The organism is Streptomyces sp. NPDC059853, assembly GCF_042731495.1.
Lineage (GTDB): Bacteria > Actinomycetota > Actinomycetes > Streptomycetales > Streptomycetaceae > Streptomyces.
This window is the reverse complement of the sequence record NZ_JBHWJL010000381.1, coordinates 1-4,249: the sequence shown is the minus strand read 5'-3', so window position 1 is coordinate 4,249 and position 4,249 is coordinate 1. Positions and strand designations below refer to the sequence as shown.

Sequence of the window (4,249 nt, the reverse complement as noted above, 5' to 3'; positions counted from 1 at the left end):
GTGGCGTTCCACTTCACCTGGGTCCTGGACGCGCAGGCGGTGGTCCCGGTGGTGGCCGAACTGGAGGCGCGGCTGCTGCCGCTGGGCGTGCGCCCGCACTGGGGGAAGGTGACCACGCTCCCGCCGGCGACCGTCACCGGCTCCTACGAGCGGTTCGCCGACTTCCGGCGGCTGGTGCTGGACCGCGATCCGGACGGGGTCTTCCGCAACCCGTTCGTCGCGGATCTGTTCGCCGCCGCCTGACCGGCGCCCGCCGGGCCGACCGCGCCCGCCCCGAACCTCCGCCGTGCCCGGTCGGCCGCCGCCTCGGCGGCCCGGCGGCGCTCGTCGCGCGGGTCGAGGGTCAGCTGCTGGTGCGCGTCCTCGGCGGCGCCGAGGTCGTCGGCGCGCAGCGAGAGGGTGCGCACCCGGGCCCGCTGGAGGCCGAGCGCGTCGTGCAGGGCGTAGCCGGCGGCCATGAGGGCGGGGGTGTGGGCGGTCGGTTCGGGGAGGGTACGGCTGCGGGTGGTGGTGGAGCGGTCGGCGTAGCGGACGGTCAGGGTGAGGGTGCGCGCGGTCTGTCCGGCGTCGCGCAGCCGGTAGCCGAGGTCGTCGGCGAGGGCGAGGAGGGCGGCCCGGCGGTGGCCGGGGTCGAGTTCGTCGTGCGGGAAGCGGTGATCGGCGCGCAGGGAGCGGGGCGGGGCGGCCGGGGTGACGGGCGTGGGGTCGATGCCGCGGGCCAGGGCGCGCAGCCGGCGGGCGGGGGCGGCGCCGAGGATGCGCTGGAGGGTGGCGGCGGGGGCGGCGTTGATCCGTTCGACGGTGTCCAGGCCGTAGTCGGTGAGGGCGCGGGCGGTCGCGGCGCCGACGCCGTGCAGGGCGGTGGGCGGCAGCGGCGCGAGGAACGCGGCGGCGTCGGTGACCTCGTGCACCCCGCGCCCGCCGCCCTGCTGCCCGGCCATCCGGGCGAGCAGCGGGTTGCCGGCGACCCCGATGGTGGTGTCGGTGCCGTGCAGCGCGAGCGCCCGTACCCGGATCAGTCCGGCGAGCGCGGCGGCCTCCCGTCCGAAGTACCGGCGGGCGCCGGACACGTCGACGAGCGCGGCGTCGGGCGGCAGGGCCTGGACGACGGGGCTGATGCCGTGGAGCAGATCGAGCAGGGCGGTGTACCGCTCCTCGGCGGGCCGGCCGTGGAAGCGGATGTGCAGCACGGCCCGTGCCACGGACGGCCGTACGGGACGGTGGTCCGCGGCGGCGGAACCGGACGCGGGTTCGCGCACGGGCGCGGAACCGAGTGCGGGCGGCGGCGGTGCGGCGGGGTGGCGGTGCGCGGTGCGGCGGCGGGCGGCGGTCATCCGGCGCTCCCCGGGCTCGCGTGCCACAGTTTGCGCGCCCCGGCTCCGGCGGCCCCGTCACCGGCCGGGCGCAGGTCGGCCCAGGGGTGCAGTGCGTGCCCGCCCCCGTCCGGTGCGATCGTCCGGCCCGGCGGCGCGGGCCGCGGGCCGGCCACCGGCTGGGCGGCGAGCCGCCCGGCCACCGCTTCGAGCCCTCCCGTCCGGCGCAGCCCGGCCAGTTCGGCGAGGTCCCAGGCGGCCTCGCCCACCACGCTGAAGCTGCGCGGGCCGCGCCGCTGGACCGTTCCGCGGACCAGGAGCAGCCAGGAGTGGAAGACGGTGTGCGCGCACGCCTCGTGGCTGTCCTCGAAGAAGGCCAGGTCCACCAGTCCGGTCAGGTCGTCGAGCGTGACGAAGATGACGCGTTTGCCGGAGCGGATGGGCGGGGTCTGGGTGGCGGCCTTGGCGCCGGCGACCAGGACGGTGGCGCCGTGTGCGGCGTCCCGCACCTCCCGGGCCGGTACCACGCCCAGTTCCCGCAGGAAGTCCTGGTGCCCGGCCATCAGATGACCGGAGGCGTCCAGGCCCAGGACGCCCAGTTCGGCCGCGAGCCGCTCGTCGGCGTCCAGGTCGGGCAGCCCGGCCGGGGCGGTGCGCGCCGCGTCGGCCAGGGGCAGTTGCCGGGCGCCCTCGTTCCGCTGCCGGCTGTGCTGGCGGTGGAGTTCGGCGATGTGCAGCAGCAGGTCGCGGCGGCCGGCGCCGAAGGCGTCCAGGGCGCCGGTGCGGGCGAGGCGTTCGGCGGTGGGCCGGGAGGGCCGGGCGCGGGTGTACAGATCGCTGAGTGAGCGGTACGGGCGGCCGGCGGCGATCCGTGCCGCCTCCGCCTCGGTGATGCCCTGGACCTCGCTCAGCGCGAGCCGGACCCCCAACCTCCCTGATTCGCACTCCAGTTCGATTCGATAGCCCGCGTCCGAGTGGTTCACGTCCAGCGGCAGGACCGGCACCCCGCGCCGCCGCGCGTCCGCCAGCAGCAGCCGCTTCGGGTACATCCCCGGGTCGTGCTCCAGCAGCCCGGCGTAGAACGCCGCCGGATGGTGCGCCTTCAGCCACGCCGACTGGTACGTGGGCACCGCGAAGGCCACCGCGTGCGCCTTGCAGAAGCCGTAGCTGCCGAACGCCTCCACGATCTCCCAGGTACGGGCGATCACCTCGGCCGCGTACCCCCGCTTGCGGGCCTCCTCCGCGAACCACGCCCGCACCCGCCCCTGCCGCCGCGGATCGGACAGCGCGCGCCGCCCCTCGTCCGCCATGCCGCGGTCGCAGCCGGTCAGCGTGCTCAGGATCCCGATGATCTGCTCGTGGAAGACCACCACCCCGTACGTCTCGCGCAGCACCGGCTCCAGATCGGGGTGCGGATAGCGGGCCGGCCGCTTCCCGTGCCGGGCCTCGATGAAGGGCCGCACCATGTCGGCGGCGACCGGGCCCGGCCGGAAGAGGGAGATGTCCACCACCAGGTCGTGGAAGGTGCTCGGCTGGAGCCGGCCGATGAGATCGCGCTGGCCGGGGGATTCGATCTGGAAGCAGCCGAGCGTCTCGGAGGAGCGGATCAGCTCGTAGGTGGCCGCGTCCGGCGGGCCCTGAGTGACGGCGCCGTCGAGATCGACGCGCTCACCGGTGGCGCGCTCGACCTCGGTGAGCGCGTACGCCATGGCGGACTGCATCCGCACGCCCAGCACATCGAGTTTGAGCAGCCCCAGGTCCTCCACGTCGTCCTTGTCGAACTGCGCCATGGCGAACCCCTCGCCGCTGGTGGGGACCACGGGGGTGCGGGCGCGCAGCGAACGGTCGGAGAGCAGCACGCCGCAGGGGTGCATGGCGACGCCGCGCGGCAGCGCGTCCAGCGCCTCCACCAGCTCCCACAGCCTCGGGTCGTGCTCCTCGGCGGCGATGCCGCGCAGTTCGGGCAGTTCGGCGAGGGCGGCCCGGGCGTCGCAGGCGCGGATGTGCGGGAACGCCTTGGCGAGGCGGTCGACCTCCGCCGGGTCCATGCCCAGCGCCAGACCGGTGTCGCGGATGGCGTGCCGCACCCGGTAGGTCTCGGGCATGGCGACGGTCGCCACCCGTTCCTCGCCGAAGCGGTCGAAGATGGCGCGGTAGGCGTCCAGGCGGCGGGCGGATTCGACGTCCACGTCGATGTCGGGCAGGACGGCGCGGCGCGGGGACAGGAAGCGCTCCATGAGCAGGCCGTGCTCGACCGGGTCGGCCAGGGAGATGCCCAGGAGGTGGTTGACGAGGGACCCGGCGCCCGAACCGCGGGCGGTGACGCGGATGCCGAGGTCACGGATGTCGTCGACGACCTGGGCGACGGTGAGGAAGTAGGAGGCGAAGCCGAGCCCGCCGATGATGGCCAGCTCCGCGTCGAGGCGTTCCCAGCGCTTCCGGTCCCGGTCGTAGCGGCGGGCGACCATCCCGGCGGCGCAGCGGGAGCGCAGGACCCGGTCGGCGGTCCGGGCGTGGGCGCCGACGAGGTGCGGCTCGGGGAGGTGGACGCTGCCGATGCCCAGGTCGTCCTCGGGGTCGACGCGGCAGGCGGCGGCGGTGTCGGCGGTGTGCCGCAGGAGGCGGTGGGCGGCCTCGTGGCGCAGGCCGGCGGCCTCGGCGATGCGGAGGGCGGCGTCCGCCATGGTGCCGGGGTCCTTGAGCCAGTGTTCGCCGTTGTCGCGTCCGGCACCGCGCGGGTCGATGGGGACCAGGCGGCGGGCGGAGTCCAGGACGTCGGCGACCGGGCCCTGGCCGGGGTCGGCGTACCGGACGGCGTTGGTCAGCACGGCCGGGACGCCCTGCTCGGCGGCGAAGCCGACCGTACGGGCGGCCAGGCGCAGCGAGCCGGGGCCGGTGCCGGTGCGGCCGTGGTCGACGGCCTCCAGGCGGAGGGA

Annotated in this window: 3 protein-coding genes; 1 reads left to right on the top strand and 2 read right to left on the bottom strand. The window is 76.2% G+C overall.

Going from position 1 to position 4,249, the window contains the following annotated elements:
* A partial coding sequence (locus tag ACFV5N_RS25335) for a D-arabinono-1,4-lactone oxidase (protein WP_385604128.1) occupies positions 1-243 on the top strand: 243 nt, incomplete at its 5' end.
* Here the strand turns inward: ACFV5N_RS25335 and ACFV5N_RS25330 are convergent.
* Complete coding sequence (locus ACFV5N_RS25330) at positions 144-1,334, bottom strand: hypothetical protein (RefSeq protein WP_385604126.1); 1,191 nt, start codon at positions 1,332-1,334, stop codon at positions 144-146. The genes ACFV5N_RS25335 and ACFV5N_RS25330 overlap by 100 nt on opposite strands.
* The coding region (gene dnaE / locus ACFV5N_RS25325; RefSeq protein ID WP_385604123.1) for a DNA polymerase III subunit alpha at positions 1,331-4,249 on the bottom strand (2,919 nt) is incomplete at its 5' end. The genes ACFV5N_RS25330 and dnaE, both read right to left, overlap by 4 nt.